This window comes from Wenjunlia tyrosinilytica, assembly GCF_014646055.1.
Classification (GTDB): domain Bacteria; phylum Actinomycetota; class Actinomycetes; order Streptomycetales; family Streptomycetaceae; genus Wenjunlia; species Wenjunlia tyrosinilytica.
Genome location: NZ_BMMS01000006.1, coordinates 34,594 through 54,319, shown reverse-complemented (window position 1 = coordinate 54,319; position 19,726 = coordinate 34,594). Strand labels below are relative to the sequence as shown.

20 protein-coding genes and 3 pseudogenes are annotated in these 19,726 nt (G+C 72.1%); 15 read left to right on the top strand and 8 right to left on the bottom strand.

Annotated features, from left to right (window positions below; all coding sequences use genetic code 11):
• Positions 1-44: 44 nt before the first annotated feature.
• The 8 genes from IEY86_RS08395 (at position 45) to IEY86_RS08360 (ending at position 8,757) form a co-directional block, all read left to right on the top strand.
• Positions 45-725, top strand: a complete 681-nt coding sequence (locus IEY86_RS08395) for a D-glycero-alpha-D-manno-heptose-1,7-bisphosphate 7-phosphatase (RefSeq protein WP_189130921.1) — start codon at positions 45-47, stop codon at positions 723-725.
• A complete protein-coding gene (locus tag IEY86_RS08390; RefSeq protein WP_189130920.1) occupies positions 722-1,858 on the top strand; it encodes a glycosyltransferase family 9 protein in 1,137 nt (378 codons plus the stop codon). The genes IEY86_RS08395 and IEY86_RS08390 overlap by 4 nt, the downstream gene beginning before the upstream one ends.
• Positions 1,855-2,817: a glycosyltransferase gene (locus tag IEY86_RS08385; RefSeq protein ID WP_189130919.1), complete on the top strand. Its 963-nt coding sequence runs from the start codon at positions 1,855-1,857 to the stop codon at positions 2,815-2,817. The genes IEY86_RS08390 and IEY86_RS08385 overlap by 4 nt, the downstream gene beginning before the upstream one ends.
• Positions 2,814-4,139, top strand: a complete 1,326-nt coding sequence (locus tag IEY86_RS08380) for a glycosyltransferase (protein ID WP_189130918.1) — start codon at positions 2,814-2,816, stop codon at positions 4,137-4,139. The genes IEY86_RS08385 and IEY86_RS08380 overlap by 4 nt, the downstream gene beginning before the upstream one ends.
• Complete coding sequence (locus IEY86_RS08375) at positions 4,136-4,843, top strand: D-sedoheptulose-7-phosphate isomerase (protein ID WP_189130917.1); 708 nt, start codon at positions 4,136-4,138, stop codon at positions 4,841-4,843. The genes IEY86_RS08380 and IEY86_RS08375 overlap by 4 nt, the downstream gene beginning before the upstream one ends.
• The gene (rfaE2, locus tag IEY86_RS08370; protein ID WP_189130916.1) at positions 4,840-6,228 is read left to right on the top strand and encodes a D-glycero-beta-D-manno-heptose 1-phosphate adenylyltransferase; all 1,389 of its coding nucleotides are present in this window, start codon (positions 4,840-4,842) and stop codon (positions 6,226-6,228) included. The genes IEY86_RS08375 and rfaE2 overlap by 4 nt, the downstream gene beginning before the upstream one ends.
• Positions 6,225-7,220 carry a glycosyltransferase family 9 protein gene (locus tag IEY86_RS08365; RefSeq protein ID WP_229698243.1) on the top strand — a complete coding sequence of 332 codons (996 nt, stop codon included), beginning with the start codon at positions 6,225-6,227 and terminating at the stop codon, positions 7,218-7,220. Before rfaE2 ends, IEY86_RS08365 begins: the two co-directional genes overlap by 4 nt.
• A 322-nt stretch (positions 7,221-7,542) precedes the next feature.
• A complete protein-coding gene (locus tag IEY86_RS08360) occupies positions 7,543-8,757 on the top strand; it encodes a polysaccharide deacetylase family protein (protein WP_189130915.1) in 1,215 nt (404 codons plus the stop codon).
• 77 nt (positions 8,758-8,834) lie between these two features.
• On the opposite strand, the pseudogene IEY86_RS08355 reads toward IEY86_RS08360, so the two are convergent.
• Positions 8,835-9,945, bottom strand: a pseudogene (locus IEY86_RS08355) (aldehyde dehydrogenase family protein); the annotation flags it as partial.
• A 39-nt stretch (positions 9,946-9,984) separates the two neighbouring features.
• On the bottom strand, positions 9,985-10,851 hold the full coding sequence (locus IEY86_RS08350) for a Sco1979 family transcriptional regulator (protein WP_189130914.1): 867 nt from the start codon (positions 10,849-10,851) through the stop codon (positions 9,985-9,987).
• A gap of 177 nt (positions 10,852-11,028) precedes the next feature.
• On the opposite strand from IEY86_RS08350, the gene IEY86_RS08345 reads away from it, so the two are divergent.
• Positions 11,029-11,829, top strand: coding sequence for a methyltransferase domain-containing protein (locus IEY86_RS08345; protein ID WP_189130913.1), 801 nt, complete (start codon positions 11,029-11,031; stop codon positions 11,827-11,829).
• A gap of 167 nt (positions 11,830-11,996) precedes the next feature.
• On the opposite strand, the gene IEY86_RS08340 is transcribed toward IEY86_RS08345, so the two are convergent.
• The gene (locus IEY86_RS08340; RefSeq protein ID WP_189130912.1) at positions 11,997-12,863 is read right to left on the bottom strand and encodes a Sco1979 family transcriptional regulator; all 867 of its coding nucleotides are present in this window, start codon (positions 12,861-12,863) and stop codon (positions 11,997-11,999) included.
• 233 nt (positions 12,864-13,096) lie between these two features.
• Here IEY86_RS08340 and IEY86_RS08335 point away from each other — a divergent pair, with 233 nt between their 5' ends.
• Positions 13,097-13,618, top strand: coding sequence for an ATP-binding protein (locus IEY86_RS08335; RefSeq protein ID WP_189130911.1), 522 nt, complete (start codon positions 13,097-13,099; stop codon positions 13,616-13,618).
• A gap of 250 nt (positions 13,619-13,868) precedes the next feature.
• On the opposite strand, the gene IEY86_RS08330 is transcribed toward IEY86_RS08335, so the two are convergent.
• A complete protein-coding gene (locus IEY86_RS08330; protein WP_189130910.1) occupies positions 13,869-14,105 on the bottom strand; it encodes a DUF397 domain-containing protein in 237 nt (78 codons plus the stop codon).
• 503 nt (positions 14,106-14,608) lie between these two features.
• Between IEY86_RS08330 and IEY86_RS08325 the strand changes: the two genes are divergently transcribed.
• A complete protein-coding gene (locus IEY86_RS08325; RefSeq protein ID WP_189130909.1) occupies positions 14,609-15,379 on the top strand; it encodes an IclR family transcriptional regulator in 771 nt (256 codons plus the stop codon).
• Positions 15,380-15,500: 121 nt separating this feature from the next.
• Here the strand turns inward: IEY86_RS08325 and IEY86_RS08320 are convergent, their stop codons facing one another.
• The 3 genes from IEY86_RS08320 to IEY86_RS08310 are packed head-to-tail and all read right to left on the bottom strand — an operon-like array spanning position 15,501 to position 16,281.
• A complete protein-coding gene (locus tag IEY86_RS08320; protein WP_189130908.1) occupies positions 15,501-15,833 on the bottom strand; it encodes a helix-turn-helix domain-containing protein in 333 nt (110 codons plus the stop codon).
• Between the two features lie 50 nt (positions 15,834-15,883).
• Positions 15,884-16,072 (bottom strand): hypothetical protein, encoded by a 189-nt coding sequence (locus IEY86_RS08315; protein WP_189130907.1) that lies wholly within the window; start codon positions 16,070-16,072, stop codon positions 15,884-15,886.
• A 41-nt stretch (positions 16,073-16,113) separates the two neighbouring features.
• Positions 16,114-16,281 (bottom strand): hypothetical protein, encoded by a 168-nt coding sequence (locus IEY86_RS08310; protein WP_189130906.1) that lies wholly within the window; start codon positions 16,279-16,281, stop codon positions 16,114-16,116.
• Positions 16,282-16,610: 329 nt separating this feature from the next.
• Between IEY86_RS08310 and IEY86_RS08305 the strand changes: the two are divergent.
• The 4 genes and pseudogenes from IEY86_RS08305 to IEY86_RS08295 all read left to right on the top strand — a co-directional run.
• A pseudogene (locus IEY86_RS08305) lies at positions 16,611-17,504 on the top strand (helix-turn-helix domain-containing protein); the annotation flags it as partial.
• A 34-nt stretch (positions 17,505-17,538) separates the two neighbouring features.
• On the top strand, positions 17,539-17,814 hold the full coding sequence (locus IEY86_RS36300; RefSeq protein ID WP_229698242.1) for a DUF397 domain-containing protein: 276 nt from the start codon (positions 17,539-17,541) through the stop codon (positions 17,812-17,814).
• A 105-nt stretch (positions 17,815-17,919) separates the two neighbouring features.
• Positions 17,920-18,327: pseudogene (locus IEY86_RS08300) on the top strand (TetR family transcriptional regulator C-terminal domain-containing protein); the annotation flags it as partial.
• 165 nt (positions 18,328-18,492) lie between these two features.
• Positions 18,493-18,957 (top strand): hypothetical protein, encoded by a 465-nt coding sequence (locus IEY86_RS08295; protein WP_189130904.1) that lies wholly within the window; start codon positions 18,493-18,495, stop codon positions 18,955-18,957.
• 113 nt (positions 18,958-19,070) lie between these two features.
• Here IEY86_RS08295 and IEY86_RS08290 read toward each other — a convergent pair whose 3' ends face one another.
• Positions 19,071-19,586, bottom strand: a complete 516-nt coding sequence (locus IEY86_RS08290) for a DinB family protein (RefSeq protein ID WP_189130903.1) — start codon at positions 19,584-19,586, stop codon at positions 19,071-19,073.
• Positions 19,587-19,726: the final 140 nt, after the last annotated feature.

The window sequence follows — 19,726 nt, the reverse complement described above, 5'->3', positions numbered from 1 at the left end:
GCGAGAACCGGCGATCGAGAGCAGCGATGGGAGACCCGAGACACATGGTGTACGTAGCCGACCCCAGTACCCGCCCGGTCGGGCGGGAGTCGGAGGCAACGGTGGACGCGGCGCCCCCGTGGGTCTTCCAGCGGCCCCTCGACCCCGCCCGCGCACCCGTTCCCGAGGGGTTGCCCCTCGCGGTGCTGTTCGACCGGGACGGCACGCTGGTGGAGGACGTCCCCTACAACGGCGACCCCGCGCTGGTGCGCCCCATGCCATGGGCCCTCGACGCGCTCGGGGCGCTGCGCGCCCGCGGGATCCCGGTCGGGGTGGTGAGCAACCAGTCGGGAGTCGCCCGCGGCCTGCTGACCCGTCAGCAGGTGGAGGCCGTGCAGCGGCGGATCGAGCAGTTCCTCGGCCCGTTCGACGTCTGGGTGGTCTGCCCGCACGGCACGGGTGACGGCTGCGGCTGCCGCAAGCCCGCGCCCGGTCTGGTCCTGACCGCCGCCGAGTGCCTGGACGTCCACCCGAGCCGGGTCGCGGTGATCGGGGACGTCGGCTCGGACGTCGAGGCGGCCCGCGCCGCCGGGGCGCGCGGGGTGCTCGTGCCCAACCCGTACACCCGGCTCGAGGAGGTCGCGGACGCCCTGGAGGTCGAGCCGAACCTCCTCGGCGCCGTGCGCCGCCTCCTGCGCGGCGACCGCCCGGACCCTTCCGGCGCGGACGGCGGGCCCGCGCGGTGAGAACCCTCGTCGTGCGCCTCGACAGCGCCGGGGACGTGCTGCTGGCGGGACCCGCCGTGCGGGCCGCCGCGGCGGGCTCCGACGCGGTCACCCTGCTGTGCGGGCGGCAGGGAGCGGCCGCCGCGCGCCTGCTGCCGGGGGTGGACGAGGTCCTGGAATGGGACGCGCCCTGGGCCGGGTTCGATCCCCCGCCGGTGCGGGCGCACGACGTCCAGGACCTGATCCACCGTCTCGCCGCCCGCTGCCTCGACCGCGCGCTGGTACTGACCTCGTTCCATCAGAGCCCGCTGCCCGCCGCGCTGGTGCTGCGCATGGCCGGTATCGGCCGCATCTGCGCCGACAGCGAGGACTACCCGGGCTCCCTGCTCGACCTGCGCCACCACCGCCGTCCCGGGCGCCACGAGGCGGAGGCCGCGCTCGACCTGGCGTTGGCGGACGGGTTCGCCCTGCCGCCCGGCGACGACGGATCGCTGCGGGTGCTGCCCGCGCCCGACACCCGCCCGCTCACCGGCGGCGGACCGTACGTGGTCGTCCACCCCGGCGCCGCCGTGCCCGCCCGCACCCCGAGCGCGCCGTGGATGGCGGCCGCGGTGCGCGCCCTGACCGACGAGGGGCACCGGGTGGTCGTCACCGGAGGCCCCGGGGAGAAGGCGCTGACGGCCGCCGTCGCCGACGGGCACGCGGTGGACCTGGGCGGGCGCACGGAGCTGCCCGACCTGGCCGGGGTGCTCGCCGGGGCGTCGGCCGTGGTCGTCGGCAACACCGGGCCCGCCCATCTGGCGGCGGCGGTCGGCACACCCGTGGTCTGCCTGTTCGCCCCCGTGGTCCCGGCCGAGCGCTGGCGCCCCTTCCGGGTGCCGCACATCCTGCTGGGCCGTCAGGACGCGGAGTGCGCGGGCAGCCGCGCCCGCCTGTGCCCCGTACCCGGGCATCCCTGCCTGGACTCCGTCGGCCCCGCGGAGGTCACCGCCGCCGTCACCGCCCTCGCCGGGACCGGCGCGGCCAGGGGAAAGACGCGGGCACGCAGGCGGGGACCGGCCCGGGGACGGAGGCAGGGACCGAACGAGGGACAGGCGCAGGGACCGGCCCAGGGGCCGAACCAGCGCCGCCCCGCCGAGGAGGTGACGGCATGAACATCCTGCTCTGGCACGTGCACGGATCCTGGACGACCGCCTTCGTCCAGGGGGCCCACACCTACCTCGTCCCCGTCACCCCCGACCGCGGGCCCGACGGCCTCGGCCGCGCCCGTACCTTCCCCTGGCCCGACTCCGTCCTCGAGATGCCCCCGCAGCGGCTGCGGCACACCCATGTCGACCTGGTCGTCCTCCAACGCCCGCACGAGGCCCGGCTGGCCGAGGAGTGGCTCGGCCGCCGCCCCGGCCGCGACGTCCCGGTGGTCTACCTGGAGCACAACGCCCCGCACGGCGAAGTGCCCGACACCCGGCACCCGATGGCCGACCGGGACGATCTGACCCTCGTCCACGTCACCCACTTCAACCGGCTGTTCTGGGACAACGGGGCCACCCGTGCCGAAGTGATCGAGCACGGGATCGTCGACCCCGGCCACCTCTACACCGGGCGCCTCGCACGCGCCGCCGTCGTGGTCAACGAGCCCGTCCGCCGCGGCAGGACCACCGGGACCGACCTGCTGCCGCAGTTCGCCGAGGCCGTGCCGCTCGATGTCTTCGGCATGGGCACCGAGGGCCTGGCCGAGCACGTCGGACTGCCCTCCACCCGCCTGCGCACCCAGGAGCTCCCCCAGGCGCTCCTGCACGGCGAGCTCGCCGAACGGCGGCTGTATGTGCACCCGGTGCGCTGGACCTCCCTGGGCCTGTCGCTGCTGGAGGCCATGCACCTGGGCATGCCGGTGGTCGCCCTCGCCACGACCGAGGTCGTCCGGGCCGTACCCCCCGGCGCCGGGGTGGTCTCCACCCGGCCCGAGGTGCTCGCCGAGGCGGCCCGTCACTACCTGGCCGACCAGGGCGCGGCCGCCGCCGACGGGCTTCGGGCGCGTCAGGCCGCGCTGGAGCGCTACGGACTCAAACGGTTCCTGTCCGACTGGGACCGCCTGATCGAAGAGGTGACCCGTTGACCACGCCCCTGAAGATCGCCCTGGTGTCCGAGCACGCCAGCCCGCTCGCCGTGCTCGGCGGTGTCGACGCCGGCGGCCAGAACGTGCATGTCGCGGCCCTCGCCGACGCACTCGGCGGCCTCGGCCACCGCGTGACCGTCTACACCCGCCGCGATGCCATGGGCCTGGCCGTCGAGGTCCCCCTGCGCCAGGGAGTGATCGTCCACCACGTGCCCGCCGGCCCCGCCCGGGAGATGTCCAAGGACGACCTGCTGCCGCACATGGGCGCCTTCGGCGCATACCTGGCCGCCCGCTGGGCCGACGACCCGCCCGACATCGTCCACGGCCACTACTGGATGTCCGGGCTGGCCGCTCTGCGCGGCACCCGTGGCCTGGACATACCGGTCGTGCAGACCTTCCACGCCCTCGGCAAGGTCAAACGCCGCCATCAGGGCCCGGCCGACACCAGCCCCCCGCGGCGCATCGCCGCCGAGACCGCGCTCGGCCGCACCTGCCACCGCATCATCGCCACCTGCCACGACGAGGTCGAGGAACTGTGCTCCATGGGGCTGCCGTTCTCCAAGACCCGCGTGGTGCCCTGCGGCGTCGACACGGAACTGTTCACCCCCCGTGGCCCCGCCGCACCACGCAACGGCAGGCCCCGGCTCGTCCAGATAGGCCGCCTCGTCCCCCGCAAGGGCGCCGACACCGCGATATCCGCCCTGGCCTCGATCCCCGGCGCCGAACTGGTGATCGCGGGCGGCCCGGCCGACGACCGGTTCGAGGCCGACCCGGAGGTCCGACGACTGGCCGCGCTCGCCCAGCGCAACGGTGTCGGCCACCGGCTGGTGCTCCTCGGCGGCGTCCCCCGCGAGGCGATGCCCGCCCTGCTGCGCAGCGCCGACCTGGTGGTGTGCCCGGCGCGCTACGAGCCGTTCGGGATCGTTCCGCTGGAGGCCATGGCCTGCGGGGTGCCGGTGGTCGCCAGCTCCGTCGGTGGCCACTTGGACACCGTGGCCGACCGCACCACCGGGCGGCTGTTCCCCGCGGGCAACGCGCAGGCACTCGCCGCCGCGGTCAATGAACTGCTCGCCGCCCCCCATCTGCGGGAGCACTACGGCGCCGCGGGGCGCCGCCGGGTCCTCGCCCGCTACGGCTGGCACCAGGTGGCCGCCGCGACCGAGCGGGTCTACGAGGAGCTGGCCGCGTACGCGTTCGGCCTGCGGGGCGCGCGGACCTCGGCGGCGAGAGGGGCAGCGCCCGGCGGGAACCGGGCCCCGGGCAAGGGGACTGCCCCGGGCAACGGGTCGGGCACCGGAACGACGACGGGAGCGGCCGGATGACCGCGCGGCCGGACGTCCCGCGGGAGCGCGTCCTCGACGAGGCGACCGAGCACTGCCTGGTGCTGGAGGCGGCCCTTGCCCGCCTGCGCACCCGTCAGCTCCCCCTGCTCACCGGCTGGGGGGAGGTCCTCGCGGAACTGCTGCCCGGCGGCGGGCGGCTGCTCGCCGCGGGCAACGGCGGAAGCGCCGCCCAGGCCCAGCACCTCACCGCCGAACTCGTCGGCCGCTACTTCGAGGAGCGCCCCGCCTTCTCGGCGATCTCCCTGCACGCCGAGACCTCCAGCGTGACCGCCATAGGCAACGACTACGGCTTCGACGAGCTGTACGCGCGCCAGGTGGCCGCCCACGGCCGGTCCGGCGATGTGCTGGTGCTCATGTCCACCTCGGGCCGCAGCCCCAACCTGCTGCGGGCGGCATCGGCCGCGCGGACCCTCGGGATGCGGGTGTGGGGCATGACGGGACCGCGCCCCAACCCCCTCGCGCAGGACGCCGACGAGGCGCTGTGCGTGGACGCCGACCGGGGCGCCACCGTCCAGGAGGCCCACCTGGTGGCGCTGCACCTGATGTGCGAGGCCCTCGACGCGGCGCTGGCGCGGCGCGGGGGCGACGGCCGGACGTCGTCCACCACCGGGGTGCTCCACCTCGGCGCGCGCCGTCCGGGGCCGCGTCATCCGGGCCCACGTCCGAGGAGGGAAAGCCGATGACCCGCCCCCTCGTCGTCGTCGGGGACGCTCTGCTCGACCGTGACATCGACGGTGAGGCCACCCGGCTCAGCCCGGACGCGCCCGCCCCCGTGGTCGAGGTCCACCGCGAGCACACCCGCCCCGGGGGCGCCGCCCTCGCCGCCGCCCTCGCCGCCCGCGACGGCCGCGAGGTCGTCCTGGTCACCCCTCTCGGCGGCGGCGCGGACGACGACGAGGTGCGCTCCCGCCTGCGCGGCCGGGTGCGCGTCGCCGAGTTCCCGCTGGACGGCACCGTCGCCGTCAAGACCCGGATCCGCGCCGGAGGCCGCCCGCTGGTGCGGATCGACCGGGGCGGCGGCGCCCCCGGCCGGCCCGGCGACGCCGTCACCGAGGCCATCGCCGCCGCGGGCGTGGTCCTGGTCTCCGACTACGGGCGGGGCACCGCCGACGCCCTGCGCCCGCTGCTGGAGGCCGCCGCCCACCGAGCGCCGCTGGTGTGGGACCCGCATCCGTGCGGCGGGCCCCCCGTGCCCGGAGTCCGCCTGGCCACGCCGAACGCGGCCGAGGCCCGTCTGTTCGCCGAGCCGCTGGGCGCGGGCGACGGCGCACGGGGCCTGCGGGCCGCCGCCGAACGTGGCGCCGCCTTGTCCCGCCATTGGCGCGCCGCCGCGGTCTGCATCACCCTCGGCGAACGCGGCGCCCTGCTCAGCCGCGGCGCCGAGAGCCCCATGCTGCTGCCCGCCCCGCACCGCGCGCCAGGCGACCCCTGCGGGGCGGGTGACTGCTTCGCCGCCGCCGCTGCCGCCGCCCTGGCCGACGGCGCCCTGCCCGAGGAGGCGGTCCAGCGCGCGGTGGCCGCCGCCACGGACTTCGTCTCCCGAGGAGGCGCCGGGGACCCGGCCCTGTGGGGCGAGGCCGACCCCTTGCCCGTACCGGCGCACGACGCGTTCGCCCTGGCCGACGCGGTGCGCTCGCGGGGCGGCACGGTCGTCGCCACGGGAGGGTGCTTCGACCTCGTCCACGCCGGCCATGTGGGGATGCTGGAGTCCGCCCGGCGGGTCGGCGACTGCCTCATCGTGTGTCTGAACTCCGACATTTCGGTGACCCGGCTCAAGGGCCCCGGCCGTCCCCTGACCCCGCTGGAGGACCGGCTCAGGGTGCTGGCCGGCCTCGCGTGCGTGGACGCGGTCGCGGTCTTCGACGAGGACACCCCGGAAGCGCTCCTGCGCAAGCTGCGCCCCGATGTCTGGGTCAAGGGCGGCGACTACACCGCGGACGCCCTGCCGGAGGCGCAGGCCGTGCGCTCGTGGGGCGGCCAGGCCCTCGTTCTGCCGTATCTGGAGGGGCGTTCGACCACGGCGCTGGCCCGCAGAGCGGCCACCGCCGCGGCTGTGAGGCCGCGGTGAGGCCCAAGCTGCTCGTGCTGCGGGCGCTCGGGCTGGGCGATCTGCTGACCGCGGTGCCCGCGCTGCGCGCCCTGCGCCGCCACTGGCCCGGGCACGAGATCGTGCTCGCCGCCCCCGCACGGCTGGCCGAGGCCGCCGCCGCCACGGGAGCCGTCGACCGGCTCCTTCCCGTGTCGGCACCCGCCCGGTCGGTGCCCGCGCGGATCGACTGGCTCGGCCCGGCCCCCGAGGTCGCCGTCGACCTCCACGGCAACGGACCGCCGAGCCATCTGCTCCTTCAGGGCGTACGGCCCGGTGCTCTGCTGGCCTACGCCCACCCGCGGACGCCGCACATCGCCGGGCCCGTGTGGCGCACCGACGAGCACGAGCGGGACCGCTGGTGCCGCCTGCTGCACTGGTACGGCATCCCGGCCGATCCCGGCGACCTGCGCATCGCTCCGCCCGATGTCCCCTCACCCGCCCGCGGTGCGACGGTCGTCCACCCCGGAGCGGACGCGGGATCCCGCCGCTGGCCCGCGACACGGTTCGCCGCCGTCATCCGGGGCCTGCGGACCCCTGTGGTGGTCACCGCGGGTGCGGGCGAGGCCCCCCTGGCGCACCGGATCGCCGAACTCGCGGGGCTGCCCGCGAGCCGCGTCCTCGGGGGTGACGCCGATGTGCCGTTCCCCGTCCTGGCGGCGCTCGTGGCCGAGGCGCGGGCCGTGGTGGCCGGGGACACCGGGCTCGCCCACCTCGCCAGCGCGCTCGGCACCCCCTCGGTGGTGCTGTTCGGCCCGGTCTCGCCCCGTCTGTGGGGCCCGCCCGACGACCCACGCCACCAGGCCCTGTGGCACTACGGCGGCGCACCGGACGAGGTGCGGCCGGGCGACGCGCACGGGGACCGGCCGGACGAGCGGCTGCTGCGGATCTCGGCGGACGAGGTGCTCGACGCCCTCGCCACCGCGGTCCGCACCGCGCGCCCGGACCCGATGGAGGGCGCCGGAACCAGGTAGCACCCAGCGGTCACGCCCTCACCGGGACCGTGCGAGAGGCGCACGGTCCCGGTGAACCGCGTTGGCTGCCCAACTCCTTTTTCTCTTCAGTGCGTTCGGTGAGTCGCTCCGGCGCGTGTGCTCTTTCGGTCGCTCCGCCCGTCCGACCGCCCTGCCCTCCCGGCCGCGCCACCGTGCCATTTCGGCCACTGTGACGGTCCTGCTGTTGCAGTCCTGTTGCAATACTTCGGTTATATGGAAGGAACCCTTTCGGTCTGACTGCGGTCATAGCGTACGACCAGTTCGGTGCAGACCTGGCGTATTTGATCCGAAAGGTGTTCTTGTGAGCGCATTGACACGTAGAAGCATGCTCACCCTCACCGCGGGTGCAGCGCTGGGTGTGGCCGGATGCGGCACCAGCGATGTCCTCGGCTCGGACTCCGGGTCGCACAGGCGCAAGCGCCACGGGAACGACAAGCCGCACGTGAAACTCATAGGAGACGGCTCCACCTCCGACAGCGGCCCTCAGCCCCACCAGCCCAAGCCCGAGCGCCTGGAGCCGGGGCAGATCCCGCCGCAGTTCGTCGTCTTCTCCTGGGACGGCGCCGGGGAGCTGGACAACGGCCTGTTCTCCCGCTTCCGCAAGATCGCCAAGGACCACAACGCGGCCATGACGTTCTTCCTGTCGGGCATCTACTGCCTGCCCGAGTCGAAGAAGAGCCTGTACCAGCCGCCGAAGAACCCGGTGGGAGCCTCCGACATCGGCTACCTCACCGACGACCACGTCCGGGCCACCATCGAGCAGGTGCGGCTGGCCTGGCTGGAGGGGCATGAGATAGGCACCCACTTCAACGGCCACTTCTGCGGTGGCTCCGGCTCCGTCGCCAACTGGACGAGCGCGGACTGGCGCAGCGAGATCGACCAGGCCGTCGGCTTCGTGACCAAGTGGAAGACCAACACCGGCTTCAAGGACATGGAGCCGCTGCCCTTCGACTACCGCAAGGAGCTCATCGGCGGCCGCACCCCCTGCCTGCTGGGCCAGGACAACCTCCTGCCCGTGGCCAAGCAGCTGGGCTGGCGGTACGACGCCAGCTCGCCCGGCGGCCTGCAGACCTGGCCGCACAAGAAGATGGGCGTGTGGAACTTCCCCCTCCAGTCCATACCGTTCCCCGGGCACAGCTTCCAGGTGCTCTCGATGGACTACAACATGCTGGCCAACCAGTCCCAGAACGCGACCAAGAGCGACCCCGCCAACTACCCGGGCTGGCGTCAGCAAGCACGTGACGCCTACCTCGCGGGCTTCCAGCGCGCCTACGACACCAACCGGGCACCGATGTTCATCGGCAACCACTTCGAGCAGTGGAACGGCGGCATCTACATGGACGCCGTCGAGGAGGCGCTGAAGAGGATGTCGGAGAAGAAGGACGTCCGCCTGGTCTCCTTCCGGCAGTTCACCGACTGGCTCGAAGCCCAGGACCCCAAGGTGCTGAGCAAGCTCTGCGGCATCGGCGTCGGCGAGGAGCCGACCGGTGGCTGGAAGGCGTATCTCACCGCCTGATCCGGAATCCTCGCCGCCAACCCGCCCCGGACCCCGCGCGTCTGCGCGAGGCAGGTGAACGGCGCACGCCCTGGGCGCTAGAAGGGGAACCGGCTGCGCCCGTGCTGGATGGAGATCCACTTCTGCGTGGTGAACGCCTCGACGGTCGACTCGCCGTTGAGCCGCCCCACTCCGGAGTGCTTCTCACCGCCGAAGGGCACGATCGGCTCGTCGTGGATGGTGCCGTCGTTGACGTGGATCATGCCGGTGTCGATCCGGCGGGCGACCCTCACCCCGCGCTCCACGTCCGCGGTGTGCACGGCTCCGCTGAGCCCGAACTCGGTGTCATTGGCCAGCCGCACCGCCTCGTCCTCGCCGTCGAAGGGAACGATCAGCACCACGGGGCCGAACAGCTCCCGGCGCAGGATCGCCGAGCCCTCAGCGATACCGGTCAGCACGGAGGGCGCCATCAGCGTGCCCTCGGTCGTGCCGTGCAGCAGGGCCGTCGCCCCTTCCTCCAATGCCTGCTCGACCTGGGCGGTGACGATCTCGGCCTGGGCGGAGTTGATCAGCGGTCCGAGATGGGTGCCCGGGTCGCTGGGGTCGCCCACCCGAAGCGTCCTGACCTTGGCGACGAACTTCTCGGTGAACTCCGCCTCCACCGCACGGTCGACCAGGACGCGGTTGGCGGCCATGCAGACCTGCCCCTGATGCGCGAAGCGGCTGAACACCGCGGCGTCGACCGCGTAGTCCAGATCCGCGTCGTCGAGGACGATCAGCGCGCTGTTGCCGCCGAGTTCGAGCACCGAGCGCTTGAAGTGCCCGGCCGCGACCCGGGCGACATGGCGGCCGACCTTGTCCGATCCGGTGAAGGAGATGACCTTCGGCACCGGGTGCTCGATCAGCGCGTCACCGATCTCCGCGATGTCGGTGACCACCACGTTCAGCAGGCCGGGAGGCAGCCCCGCCTCCTCGAAGAGCCGGGCGATCAGGGCGCCGCCGGCGATCGGCGTGTTCTGGTGGGGCTTGAGCACGACACCGTTGCCCAGCGCCAGCGCCGGGGCCACGGACTTGAGCGAGGAACAGCGGGAAGTTGAACGGGCTGATGACCCCGACGACGCCCACCGGCAGCCGGTACAGCCGGTTCTCCTTGCCGTCCACCGGTGAGGGCAGGATGCGCCCCTCGGCTCTGAGGGACAGCTGTCGGGCGCTGTTCTATGCCTGACGATCACTCATCCTAGTGAGGGATCAAGGAAGTTGTACGATCTTGGCGAGCGCCTCGAGCGTCTGCTCGCGGGTCTCGCTCTGCGCGCGCAGCCGCTCCATCGCCCTGGAGTACTGGTTCACGTCCTCCGGCTTGTCCAGATACATCGCCCCGGTGAGCTGCTCGAGATAGGCGATGTCCGGGAGGTCGTCCTGAGGGAAGCTGAGGACGGTGAAGGCACCGCACTCGCCGGAGTGGCCGCCGAAGGAGAACGGCATCACCTGGATGGTGACATGGGGATGCCGGGCCATGTCGACGAGGCGTTCGACCTGGCCGCACATCACGTTCTCCCCGCCGATCGGACGGCGCAGCGCGGCCTCGTCGATCACCGCGTGGTACCGCGGCGCCCGCTCCGACAGGAGCAGCTTCTGCCGCTGCATCCGCAGGGAGACCCGGCGCTCCACTTCCTCGGCGGTGGCGTCGGGCTGGCCGAGGGAGATCACCGCGCGGGCGTAGTCGGCGGTCTGGAGAAGCCCGGGAACGTACTGGACTTCATACGTTCGGATGAGGCCGGCGGCCTCCTCCAGACCCACATACGTCTGGAACCAGTGCGGCAGGACATCGGTGTACGAGTGCCACCAGCCCGCGCTGCTGGCCTCGCGGGCCAGGCCGATGAGCGCCCTGCGCTCGGTGTCGTCGTGGACGCCGTAGAGACTCAACAGGTCTGCGACGTCCCGCTCCTTGAAGCCCACGCGGCCCAGCTCCATACGGCTGATCTTGGACTCGGAGGCGCGGATCGAGTAGCCGGCGTCCTCGCGCGTGATGCCCTTGGCCTCGCGAAGCCGCCGCAGTTGGGACCCGAGGAGGATACGGCGAACCGTCGAACTACCGCTCGATTGCACGCTGCCCATCCCGCCCTCCGCCCTGTGCGCCGGTCGCAGTCTGCCACCACCTGGCGCCTGAGCGTGCATGGCGGCACCCTCGAAAGGACCGAAACGGCCATCCCCGCACACAGGTTCGGGCAGGTCCAGACCTGGTCAGGTACCGTCGCAAGCTGACCGAATGATCGCCGGGGTGGGGAGTCTACGGTGGAAAGCGCTTACGTCTTCAACCAATCGTGGGAACGTGAGCTCGAGCGACTGCGGGCCCTGGAGAATGTCTACGATCCGCAGTCGCGCACACGGCTGGATCTGCTCGGCCTCGGCGAGGGTGCGCACTGCCTCGAAGTGGGCGCGGGCGCGGGCAGTATGGCCCGGTGGATGGCCGAACGGGCGGGCCCGGCGGGACATGTGCTCGCCGTCGACATCGACACCAGGTTCGCCGTCGGGCACGGGCTGCGGCAGCTCGAGGTTCGCGAGCACGACCTGCTCGGCGATCCCCTCCCGGACGCCGCCTTCGACATGGTCCACGCACGGGCCGTCGTCGGGCACCAGCCGGGGCGGGAGAAGGAGGCCATGGAGCGGATGGCGGCCGCCACCCGGCCCGGCGGCTGGATGGTCGTCGAGGACTTCGACATCGCCGGTCCCATGGCGACCGCCGCCGCCCGCTACTACCCGCCGGAGCACCGGCAGTTGGGGGAGAGGGTCGGCAGAGCGATGGAGGCGCAGTTCGCCGGTCTCGGGGTCGACCCGGGCATCGGACGGCGGTTGACGGGGCTGCTCGCCGAGGCGGGGCTCGAGGAGATCGGCGCGGATGTGCACTCGCCGGTCATCCCGGGTGGCGACTCCTTCATGCCGCTGACGCTCCAGCACCTGCGCCCCAGGCTGGTGGGCACGGGAATCCTCAACGACGCGGAGGTGGACGAGGCGATCGCTCTGATGGAGCGTCCCGAGTCTTCCTATGTGCCGGTGTTCATGGTCACGGCCTGGGGGAGGAAACGTTCCGGCTGACGCGGCGACCGCTGAGCCCGGCGCCGCCCTTTCCAGAAGGGGATGGCTGGAGCGTGCCACACCGGTAGTCGGATTGACGGCATGGAGGATGTGTTGTGCGCCGATCTCCCCCGAAAGCCCGAATCCCCCGAAGAGGCCGCCGCGCCTGCCTCGGGAGGGGACCGGGGCTAGAACTCCTTGGCGATCCGGCTCAGCAGGGAGACCGTCCGGTCGGGGGCGAGGCTGTCCACGCACAGCCGCTCCATGGCCTGGCTGTACTGGTCCACGTCGTCACGCTTGTCGAGATACAGGGCGCTGGTGAGCTGTTCGAGGTAGACCACGTCCGGCAAGTCCTGCTCGGGGAAGCGCAGGATCGAGAACGCGCCGCCCTCGGCCGCGTGCCCGCCGAACTGGAACGGCATCACCTGGATCGTGACTCCCGCCTGGTCGGTGAGCTCCACGAGCCGCTCGACCTGAGCGCGCATCACCTTGCGCCCGCCGAGCGGACGGCGCAGCGCGGCCTCGTCGATGACCGCCCACAGCTTCGGGGCGCGCTCGGAGACGAGCAGCTTCTGCCGCTGCATCCGCAGGGCGACCCGGCGCTCTATCTCCTCCGAGGGTGCGGCGGGCTGGCCGAGCATGGTGACGGTACGCGCGTAGTCCTCGGTCTGCAGCAGGCCGGGGACGAACTGGACCTCGTAGGTGCGGATGAGCGAGGCGGCCTCCTCCAGACCCACGTAGGTCTGGAACCAGCTCGGCAGGACATCGCCGTAGCTGTGCCACCAGCCGGCCGCGTTCGCCTCGCGCGCGAGTCCAAGCAGGGCTGAGCGCTCTGTGTCGTCCGTCACACCGTAGAGGGTGAGGAGATCGGCCACGTCGCGCTCTTTGAAGCTCACCCGCCCGAGCTCCATACGACTGATCTTCGACTCGGAGCCGCGGATGGAGTACCCGGCCTCCTCGCGTGTGATGCCCTTGGATTCACGCAATCGCCGCAGTTGGGAGCCGAGAAGGATACGGCGCACCATCGACCCGCCGCCGGGCTGCACTGTGCTCATCCTCGTGAACCTCCTCCCCCTGCGTCCTCAAGCCATCAGGCACAGTGTGCCACCCCGGTGCTGCGAAGAGTGCGGGTCCGGCCACACAAAGATTACCAGTGCACATGCAAATGCACGTGCATTTGCCTTGGCGCCTCATGCACGGGAATCCGCTCTTGCATCTGCTGTGCGCGTTGGGGAGGATGGTGCACGTGCACTTGCACGATCACTTGCGATCACACGGGGTGCTGCACATGGGGACTGGAGGCTCTGTAGTTCTCGAGCCGTTATGGCAAGAACTGCTCGCGTCCGCGGAGTTCGAGGCGCCGGGCGCCGTCTCCATCTCCTGTGAGTTCGAGCTCCCGCCGCGGTTCGAAGCGGTCAAGGACGCGAGGGACTTCGCGATGACGACGTTGCGACGCTGGAACCTCGCCGAGCTCTTCGACTCGGTGGCCCTCGTGGCCTCCGAGCTGGTCACCAACGCCCTGCGGCACGGCATGTCGCAGGGGCCCTCGCACCCGGGGGCCCCTATACAACTGTGTCTCATACGCAAGGCGTCGCGGGTGGTCTGCGCCGTGCGCGACCCCAGCGACCAGGGACCGGTGTCGAAGGAGCCCGACTACATATCGGAGTCGGGACGCGGACTGCACCTCGTCGACTCGTTCAGTGACACCTGGGGCTGGCACCCGCTCGCGGGAGCCGGGAAGATCGTCTGGGCGCTGTTCCACTCGGGCGACGACGACCTGTCCGGTCCGACCACCCAGGTGGCGGTGTAACCCAAGGAACGCACACCTCCCCATTCATGAGCGCGGAGCCCCACGTGGCCGGCACCGGCGATGGGCGCGGAGTTCGCGAATCGGGGAGGCGTGCCCTTGGGTGCGCGCGGGCTCGCGCGTGGGGAGTGCGGCCCAGCACTGTGCCACCGCCGAGTACCACCGCCGACTGCCGCACCGGCCGTCCCTCGCCCTGCTCAGGGCGAACTTCAGCCCGTGCTCGGCATGGGCTTACCGTCGGCGCCGGCGCCGCTTACTGGACCAGGCCGTCGAAATCGCCGTCCTTGGCACCCAGGATGAGTGCCTCGATCTCGGCGCGAGTGTAGATGAGTGCGGGCCCGTCGGGGTGACGAGAATTCCGCACCGCCACATCGCCGTCCGGCAGCTTCGCAAACTCCACGCAATTCCCCTGCGAGTTACTGCGCCGGCTCTTCTGCCAGACGACCCCCCGCAGGTCAGTGGCGGCCATGCCGTTGTACGTGGGGCGCATCTGAGTCTCCCGGGTGCCGTGCTGTACCTCAGATGATAGCGGTGTGCACGTGCATTCGCATGGGCGATTGCGCGTGCACGACCACTCACCACGTGTAATCGAAGGCGCCCGTTATTAACTCTGAGAAATCATCCGACCACCATCCAGTCAAGAACCCGCGCGGACTGGGAGATAGGCCGGCGGGCACAGCAGGGCGAGCAGCCCGAGGCGTCGGCCGAACACCTTCCTGAACAACTGCCCTTCCGATCCGACGCCGCCCACGGGAGCCGCTCCGGCCGGGTTCCGCGGAGAAATCATTTTCGCCCGGACCCCCGCCCGCGGTGTTGGCGGCCCCGAACAGAACGGGTGAGGCACGATGCCCGCGGAGGGTGGCCGTCTTCCTCGCCCAGGGCGCGTCCGACTTCGCCAACGGGCATGTGCCGGTCGTGGACGGGAGGTGGGCCGGTCGTGGACGGGAGGTGGATGGGGCGCTGGGGCGGGGCGGTCGCGGATACGGTGGGCATATGAGGAGCAACCCGGGCGGCGGCAACGCGATCGAGAAGGTGCTGGCCGTGCTGGAGGCGCTGCCCGAGCACGAGCGGGTCACCGACATCGCCGGCGCCACCGGGCTCGCCAAGTCCACCGTGCACCGCATCCTGCAGTCGCTGGTCGACCGGCAGTTCGCCATCCCGACCGGCAGCGGCAGCTACATCGGCGGCCCGCGCATCCTCTCGCTCGCCGGGAAGGTCATGGGCCGCTTCAACCCCGCCCAGCACGCGGACGCGGCGCTGCGCGGGCTCTGCCAGGAGACCGGCTGCACGGTCCACTTCGCCCTGCTCGACGCCGACCAGGCGGTCTACGCCGCCAAGCTGGAGGGCGCAAAGCCCTACCGGATGCCGTCGCGGGTGGGGCTCGGCATCCGCCTGCACTCCACCGCCATAGGCAAGTCGATCCTGGCGGCGCTGCCGCCCTCCGAGGCGGACGCGATCATGGCGAGAACGGGTCTGGAGGCCCGCACCCCGAACACCGTCACCGATCCGACGGAGCTGCGCCGCCGGCTCGACGAGGTCCGCTCCCGCGGCTGGGCCTACGACGACGAGGAGAACGAGCCCGGCATCCTGTGCATCGCCGCCGCGGTGCAGGGCCACACGGGCGCGGTCATCGGCGCGGTGAGCGTCGCCACGATCAGCCTCGACCCGTGGCCCGCGGACGTGGAATCCCTGGCAGCCCAGGTCCGCTCCACAGCGGACGAGGTCTCCACCGCGCTGGGCGCGCCGGACCGGACGACCGGCTAGCGGCATTACGCGTTCTGATGGCCGCGGCTGATCGGCTCGGCTCGTGAGCGCCTGGATGCGTGCGCCGCCGACCGGGCCGAGAGCGACGCCGTGCCCGTCCTTCTTGGTGACCAGCGCACGCTCAGCGGCGTATGCCCGGGGGCGGGGTTGCGCTGGTTGCCAGGCGTCTGAGGAGTTTGGCCGCCTCCGGTGGCGGCAGCTCTTCCGCGGTCGCATCGACGACGAAGACCTGCACCCGGCCCGGCATGCCCCGGTGCCGTTCCTCCTCCAGCATCGGCAGCGCCGCGGCCAGGAGTCCGCCCGCGCCCAGTGCCTCCTCCAGCCGTAGCACGTACTCGTCCGAGGCCACGCGCGTGGCGGTCTCGACATGGCCGACGAGCCCCGCGGAGTAGTGCAGCTTCTCTCCCAGTTCCTGGTGGGTCAGCCGCGCACGGATGCGGAAGTGGCGGGCCACCTCTCCGAAGTACCTCAGCGCTTCGGAAGGTTGCGCCGGGCCTTCGCCGATCACTCCGCCCCCAAAGGGGCCTGCGCCGTCGCGTCGGGGCGCAGGCCGTTGCGGCAGCGTGGGCAACGGCACGGTGGGAACCGCTGGTCGAGGGCGAGTCCGGTCGTCGCCGACGCGGTGACAGCGACCGCGCGCCGGATGCGCCGCTCGCCGGTGGCCGGGTCCACGCTGTAGACGCGCATCGTCATACTCGACTGCCTGGCGGCGGGCCACAGCCCATCGGGCGCGCTCACCGGGGCGCCGCCAGGTCCAGCGCCGCCAGGTCCAGCGCCGCCAGGTCCAGCGCGGCCAGGTCCAGCGCGGCCGTCACCAGGAGCGTCCGGCGGCGACGCCGCCGTCGCCACTCCTCGCGATCGAGCAGGTAGGGGCGCACAAGGTCGTGGGCCTCGCCGTCCAACGGCTCGACGGGTGTCCGGGGTGCCTGCCGTGCCCGCGGCGGTGGGCACGGCAGGCACCCCGGAACAGGTAACCCCCCGCGAGCCCGGCGCCTCCCGGGGGTGCGCGGGCCGAAAGCCGCCCTCACGCCATCGACGAAACGGGCGATAAAGTCCGTCATGTCATCAGCTCCTTCTGGCTGGTGGCCATGCCCCGGGGCCGGTCGCGCGGTCGCCGGGGTCTGCCGTTCCCACGTCGTGGAGCCGCCCGGACGCGGCCGGACGCGGCCGGACATGGCCGGGCCACCCCTTGCGCGTTGTCCGCTCGCTGATCAAACCGTCGCAACGGGCCATGACGTTGGGTACACATAGCGTCGCTCTCCGGCGCTACGATCAAAAGGCCAAAACACGTTCCAGCCAGGGGCTGTCACAGGGGGATGCCATGAGCCGACGTAACGGCAAGCCGGGGCCCGCGGCCACGTCAGCCGCACTGTTCGGGGAGGTTTTGCGGGATTTGCGCGACGGGGCAGGGCTGTCCCAGGAGAAGTTGGCGAGCCGGATCCCGTGCGATCGGTCGTTGGTCGCGCGTATCGAGTCCGGAACGCGGGTGCCTCAACAGTCATTTGTGGCCACCTGCGACGAGCTGTTGGACACCGGCGGGATACTGGCTCGGCTGTGGTCCCGCATCGACTGGTACCCGGCGGTCGAGCATCCCGACTGGTTCCGGCGCCGTGCGGCCATGGACGCCGAGACCGTTGGGCTCCGCGTCTATCAAACCCAGGTCATTCCCGGTCTGTTGCAGACCGAGGAGTACGCGCGGACGCTGTTCTCACGGGTGGCCACCAAGGACGACGCCGATCTGGTCGAGGAGCGCGTCTCGGCCCGATTGAGCCGCCAGCGGCGCTTCCTGAGCCCTGACGGGCCGCTCCTCGTGGTGGTGCTGGAGGAGGGTTCGATCCGGCGCGTGGTCGGCGGTCCGGCTGTGATGCGGGGGCAGTGCGCCCATCTGCTGGCCCTGGGCAGGCAGCGGAACATCCGGATCCAGGTGGCACCGTTCGGCGTCGCGGCCTTGATCCCGCCGAACACGTCCATGTCGCTGATCACGTTGCCCGACGGGCATGAGTGGGTCTACTCGGAATCGCTGGACCGCGGCCATTTCAGCGACGATCCAGCCGTCTTCGCCCGGCACGCACGGACCTATGATGTGCTCAGGGCGGACGCACTCTCGGCCCCTGAATCAGCCGCTCTGATCAGCGAAGTGATGGAGGGTTACGGCGATCATGAACACCCACGATCCGAGCGCGGCGACGTGGCGGAAGAGCAGCTACAGCGGCGCCAACGGCGGCAACTGCATCGAGGTGGCGGCGATGTGGCGCAAGAGCAGCTACAGCGGCGACAACGGCGGCGACTGCATCGAGGTGGCCCCCGGTATCCCCGGCGTCGTGCCCGTCCGGGACAGCAAGGACCCCCACGGCCCGGCCCTGACATTTCCTGACGAAGCGTGGACCGCGTTTGTGGCGGGTGTGAAGCTGGGGGACTTCCCGGCCCTCGACTGAACACGGCACGACCACGAGCACGGCAGCCCCGGCACGGGCAACCAGCCGGGGCTGCGGCATGTCCGGCGCCCCACTTCGCGCGCCTGCGACCCACGACCCGCACCGCAGCTCGGCGCCGAGCGCAGATCCGTGCTGTCGCGGCAGGTGCCCGCCCGCGAGCGCCTCGACGCCTTCGTGGACCTCTACCTGCCGGACGGTCACCGGGATCCCCGGTGGACGCTCTGGCTGGAGGTGTGGAACCGCTCGACCACCGCCGACGACGAGACCCGGGTCAGGCAGCGGGAGCTGGAGCTGGCCTGGCACCGGGACCTGGTGGCGCTCCTGGCCGAGGGGATCTCACGCGGGGAGTTCCGCGCGGTGGACGCGGACCGGTTCGCCGTGCGCACGCGGGCCCTTCTGGACGGGTTCGGCACCTATCTGGTGGTGGGCCTGCCGGGCATCGACCGCGAGCAGGTGCTCGGCCACGTCGGCGAGCACCTCGACACCTCGCTCCTGCCCGCCTCCTCCATCTGAGGCCCCCGCCGACTTCGGCGGCGCCGCTGTCACCCGTCCGCTCGACGCTGTCACCCGTCCGGCATGCATCGGCATGCGGACGTCGTTTGTCCGGGTTTGCATGCAATCAAGGCGTGGACTCGCCGCGGAGACACCAGCTCCGCATCCTCGCTGATGGAGATTCACATGCGAATAGCCAGCCTCATGGCAGCCTCGGCGCTCACGGTCGCCGCACTCGGTGTCGCGACCCCCGCCGCCTTCGCCGTGGACCCGTCCCCGGCGCAGACGTCCGGCTCGAACCACTCGTGGCCCTCGAGCAAGCCGAGCGACAAGGCGACGGAGAAGCCGACCCACGAGCCCACCCACAAGCCGACCCACGAGCCGACTCACAAGCCGACTCACAAGCCGACTCACAAGCCGACCCACGAGCCGACTCACAAGCCGACCCACGAGCCGACGCACCGGCCGACGGAGAGGCCCACCCACCGTCCGACGGTGCAGCCCACCCGGGGCGTGCTCGGCGGTGAAGGCGGCACGATCGCCGGTATGAACACCGGTCAGGCCGCCGGCGGTGCCGCGCTCCTGGCCGCCGCCGCGATCGGTGGCACCTGGGCCCTGCGCCGCAAGAGCGCCGAGGGCCACCGCCACTAGCAGGCCCTGGGGCCCACGGCCCGAACGAGCAGCCTGTCCGCCGGTCGCGCCTGGTCGGCGGACAGGCTTGAGCCCGCGGACCATTCGCGCGGGCGGCGCTGCCGACCCGGCCCTCAGTCCCCGGTGACCCCGTCGGCCATCTCACGGAGGATGTCCAGGTGCCCGTTGTGCCGGGCGGTCTCCTCGATGAGGTGGAACAGGATCCAGCGCAGCGTCACCGGCTCCCCCGAGCTCCCCCGATTCCGCTTGGAGGGGGTGTCGAGGTCCAGCGTGGCGACGAGTTCCCGGTAGCGGGCGCTCTGGTCCTCGTACCGCGCCAGGAGTTCGGCCAGCGGTGTCTCGGCGCCGAGGCGCATCTCCCGGTCCGGGTCGTCCTCGGTCCAGGGGCCGTGGATCTCCTGGCCGAGCAGCACTGCCTCGAACCAGTGCTGCTCCACCCAGTACAGATGGCTGACCAGTCCACCCACGGTCATCAGCGGCGAGGTCGGCAGCGGGGCGGCGCTCGCCCCTTCCTGTGACAGGCCGGCGCACTTCTCGTGCACGGTGGCGCGGGTGTAGTCGAGGAACGTGGTGAGCATCGTGCGCTCGTCCCACGATGCGGGGATGTCGGTGCGCTCAGGTGACGTCATGACGGGGATACTCGCCCGCCCCGACCGGCCTGTCGAACCGTTATCCCGCCCCTTCCCAAGTCTCCCCTGCCCGTCGCCCCTTCCCCGCCTCCCCTTCTTCCCCGCCTTCCCCGCCTTCCCCTCTTCCCCGCCTCCCCTCC